Below are 4,438 nucleotides of genomic sequence, written 5' to 3'. Positions count from 1 at the left end.
GTGTACATATCCGATTCTTCGGTAACGGTAGCTTAGGGTTCCGCTCTTACAGCGGGTCACTTTTGGCAAACGCCTGTAGGAGCGAGCTTGCTCGCGAAAAACCTGAGGGCGCCGCGTTCATTCAGGATGCAAACGTCATCGTTAACGACCTTCGCGAGCAAGCCCGCTCCCACATTTGGAGCGTGCCCACTTTTGATCTTAGGCGCCCCGGTAAACCACGCTGGCCGCTGTAGGAGCGGAACCTATATCAGCCGTTACCCAAAAAACGGATATGTACTCCGAGCCAAAAGCCGGACCCATTTCAACACCTCTTATGGTCATTTATGGAAAAGTCAAAGTATCGAAAAGCAGGATTGGCCTTGGTGTTGACCGTCGCAGCGGGCCTGATTATCTACACCGTGCAGGCCCCGGCAGACGCGCCGCAATACCTGACCGCCACCGCCGAACGCAGTGACATCGAAAACGCCGTCCTGGCCACCGGCTTGCTCGAAGGCGTCAAGCAGGTCGACGTCGGTGCCCAGGTCTCCGGCCAGCTCAAATCCTTGAAGGTAAAGGTCGGCGACAAGGTCAAGAAGGGCCAATGGCTCGCCGAAATCGACCCGTTGATCCTGCAAAACACCCTGCGCAAAGCCGAGGTCGACGAAGAAAACCTCCAGGCCCAGCGCCGCGCCACCGCGGCTCAACTCAAGGAAACCAAATCCGTCTACGAACGCTACCAGGGCCTGCAAGAGGACGAATCCGTGTCCCGCCAGGACTTCGAAACCGCCGAGTCCAACTACGAGGTACAGCGCGCCAATCTGATGTCCCTCGACGCCCAGATCAAAAGCGCCCACATCCAGATCGACACCGCCAAGATCAACCTGGCCTACACCCGCATCGTCGCGCCGATCGACGGCGATGTGGTGGGCATCGTCACCCAGGAAGGCCAGACTGTGATCGCCAGCCAACTGGCGCCGGTCCTGCTCAAGCTGGCAGACCTGGACACCATGACCGTCAAGGCCCAGGTCTCCGAGGCCGACGTGATCCATATCAGCCCTGGCCAACAGGTGTACTTCACCATCCTCGGCGAGGCCGACAAACGCTACTACGCCAAATTGCGCGGCACTGAACCCGCCCCGCAAAACTTCCTCGAAACCCAGACCGCCGGCACCCCAAAACAAAACACCGCGGTGTTCTATAACGCGCTGTTCGACGTGCCCAACCCCGACCACCGCCTGCGCATCGCCATGACTGCCCAGGTGCGGATCGTGCTCGACACCGCCAAGGCTGCACTGACCGTGCCGGTGGCCGCACTCGGCCCGCGCAATGCCGACGGCAGCTTCCCGGTGCGGGTGCTGGACGCCAAGGGCAAGGCCAACACGCGACAGGTGAAGACCGGCATCAACAACAACGTCAAGGTGCAGATCCTTGATGGCCTGGCCGAAGGCGACAAGGTGGTGATCGGTGATCCATCGCCCGCCGTGGCGGGGGGCTGATTGATGACTCAGCCACTGCTGGAGCTTAAAGGCATCGTCCGCAGTTTCATGGCCGGTGACCGCGAATTCATTGCGCTCAAGGGTATCGACCTGACCATCCATGCCGGAGAAATGGTCGCGATCACCGGCGCCTCGGGCTCGGGTAAATCGACCCTGATGAACATCCTCGGCGGCCTCGACTACGCCACCGCCGGCAGCTACAAGATCAACGGCATCGAAACCCGCACCCTGGGGGATGAGCAATTGGCCGAACTGCGCCGCGACTACTTCGGTTTTATCTTTCAGCGTTACCACTTGCTGGCGCATTTGAGCGCGTTGCACAACGTGGAGATGCCGGCGATTTATGCCGGTACCCCGGAAACCGCGCGGCATAGCCGGGCAGGGGAGTTGCTGGCACGCCTGGGTTTGTCGGGGCATCTGACCCATCGGCCGAGCCAGCTTTCCGGCGGCCAGCAGCAGCGGGTGAGTATCGCCCGGGCCTTGATGAACGGCGGCGAAGTGATCCTCGCCGATGAACCCACCGGGGCCCTCGACACCCACAGCGGCAAGGAAGTGATGCGCATCCTGGCCGAGCTGCACGCCGCCGGGCACACCGTGATCATCGTCACCCACGACCCGAAAGTCGCGGCGAATGCCCAGCGGATCATTGAGGTGCGCGATGGCGAGATCGTCAGTGACCGCGCCAATGAGAGCGTCGGCCTCGGCCTGCCCACCGAAGCGCCCATCGAGCCCAAGCGCAGCGGTGCGCGCAAGTTGGTGGCGAGCCTCGGGCTGTTCAAGGAGGCCTTCAACATGGCCTGGGTTGCGCTGATTTCCCATCGCATGCGCACCTTGCTGACCATGCTCGGCATCGTCATCGGCATTACCTCGGTGGTGTCGATCTCGGCCATCGGTGAAGGCGCGAAGCGCTATGTGCTCAAGGACATCCAGGCCATTGGCAGCAACACCATCGATATCTTCCCCGGCAAGAGTTTCGGCGACAGCCGCGCTTCGGCCATCGAGACATTGTTGCCGTCGGATGTGGAGGCGCTGAACCAGCTGTATTACGTCGACAGTGCGACGCCGGTGGTGGGGCGCAACCTGTTATTGCGCTACGGCAACATCGACCTGGATGCCCAGGTCAATGGCGTCAGCGACCGCTACTTCCAGGTCAAGGGCCTGAAACTCGAAGCCGGGATTACCTTCAGCGAAAGCGACGCCCGGCGTCAGGCCCAGGTGGTGGTGATCGACCACAATACGCGCCATCGGTTGTTCGGGCCCGGGGTGGATCCATTGGGCCAGGTGATCCTGGTGGGCAGCCTGCCGTGCACGGTGATCGGGGTGACGGCGGACAACAAAAACATGTTTGCCGCCAGCAAGGCACTGAACGTGTGGGTGCCGTATGAGACGGCGGCCGGGCGGCTGTTGGGCCAGCGCCATCTGGACAGCATCACCGTGCGTATCAAGGACGGCCAGCCGAGCAAAGTGGTGGAAGAGAACGTCACCAAGCTGATGTTGCAGCGCCACGGCACCAAGGATTTCTTTACCAACAACCTCGACAGCATCATGCAGACGGTACAGAAAACCAGCCGCTCCCTGGCGTTGCTGCTGTCGTTGATCGCGGTGATTTCGTTGCTGGTGGGGGGCATCGGGGTGATGAATATCATGCTGGTGTCGGTGACCGAGCGTACCCGCGAGATCGGGATTCGCATGGCGGTGGGCGCGCGGCAGTCGGATATTCGCCAGCAGTTCCTGGTGGAAGCGGTGATGGTCTGCCTGATTGGCGGGATGATCGGCATCTCGCTGTCATTCGCCATTGGCTATCTGTTTTCGTTGTTTGTGAAAGAGTGGGAAATGGTGTTTTCCCTGGGGTCGGTGGTGACGGCGTTTGCGTGTTCGACGTTGATCGGGATTGTGTTCGGGTTTGTGCCGGCGAGGAATGCGGCGCGGTTGGATCCGATTGAAGCCCTGGCCCGGGATTAAGCCAGGTAGAGATCAAAATGTGGGAGCGGGCTTGCTCGCGAATGCGGTGGATCAGTCACACATGTATTGACTGACACACCGCATTCGCGAGCAAGCCCGCTCCCACATTTGTCCTGCGGTGTTCTAGAGAGTGGCGTTTTCTTCTGTGGAGTACATCCACCGCATCAACGAATGCCGGCCACTGATGCCCATCTTGATCGCCGCCCGCTTGAGGTAGCTTTCGATGGTGTTGACCTTCAACGCCAACTGCTCCGCCAGTTCCGGCGCAGTGCGCCCGGCCAGCAGCCCCACGCACACCTCCAGTTCACGGCTGGACAGGGCCAGCCCCGATTGCGCGAGGCGTTCTTCAAAGCGCCGGCGCAAGGTGTCGATGCCTGGTTGCTGCGGCGCTTCACTGTCGGGGCCGCAGGGTTGCAGGGCGCTGATGTGCTTTTCAACCATCGGCAGCAGCAATGAGGAGAAGTCTTGCAGGATGATCCGTTCCTGCTGGGAAAAGCTTTCGGAGGGGTTCGAGCGATACACCGACAGCACGTAGCTGACGTCATCCTTGCGCCGGGTCAGGTGCAATTGTGCGGCGGCCTGGGCTTCGTCGAGCCCGGGCACCGGGTCGGTATACACCGGGCTGATCCCGAGCATTCGCGAACCGCCGGCCTTGCGCGGGGCTTGTTCCCTTGGGCTCACGGGCATTTGGGTGATGTGCGTGGCATCGACCGCCAGTTGGGTGAGGATCAGGTCATGCAGCATGCGCGGGAAATGTCGGCTGCCGGTGCTGGCGATGACTTTGCCAATGTGGGGGAACAGGTGTGAGTTCATCATTTCATCCATGAGTTTCAATGAGGGCGGCGTACAGGGCAGTGATCTCCATGACTGCCGCCTCGTATGCTAGTACAGGCTTTCGCAAACGGGCCAATGAATGGATCAAATTTTTTGCGGTGCAGGGCGCAACGGGAAAAGCCCGACCTTTTCAGGCCGGGCTATTGGTAAACGTCGCGCCTGGTTGT

General features: G+C 60.8%; 3 protein-coding genes. 2 read left to right on the top strand and 1 reads right to left on the bottom strand.

Features of this window, described 5'->3' with window-relative positions:
• Positions 1-323: 323 nt before the first annotated feature.
• Both macA and ACA046_RS21320 read left to right on the top strand, forming a co-directional pair.
• Positions 324-1,475, top strand: a complete 1,152-nt coding sequence (gene macA / locus ACA046_RS21325) for a macrolide transporter subunit MacA (protein WP_318301993.1) — start codon at positions 324-326, stop codon at positions 1,473-1,475.
• Between the two features lie 3 nt (positions 1,476-1,478).
• Positions 1,479-3,437 carry a MacB family efflux pump subunit gene (locus ACA046_RS21320; protein WP_497674905.1) on the top strand — a complete coding sequence of 653 codons (1,959 nt, stop codon included), beginning with the start codon at positions 1,479-1,481 and terminating at the stop codon, positions 3,435-3,437.
• Positions 3,438-3,560: 123 nt separating this feature from the next.
• Here ACA046_RS21320 and ACA046_RS21315 read toward each other — a convergent pair whose 3' ends face one another.
• Positions 3,561-4,262 (bottom strand): helix-turn-helix transcriptional regulator, encoded by a 702-nt coding sequence (locus tag ACA046_RS21315; RefSeq protein ID WP_459022216.1) that lies wholly within the window; start codon positions 4,260-4,262, stop codon positions 3,561-3,563.
• Between the last annotated feature and the right edge of the window lie 176 nt (positions 4,263-4,438).

It is taken from the genome of Pseudomonas sp. LBUM1641, from assembly GCF_059716235.1.
Note: the sequence above shows the minus strand (reverse complement) of the source record. Positions and strands in the feature narration are given on the sequence as shown.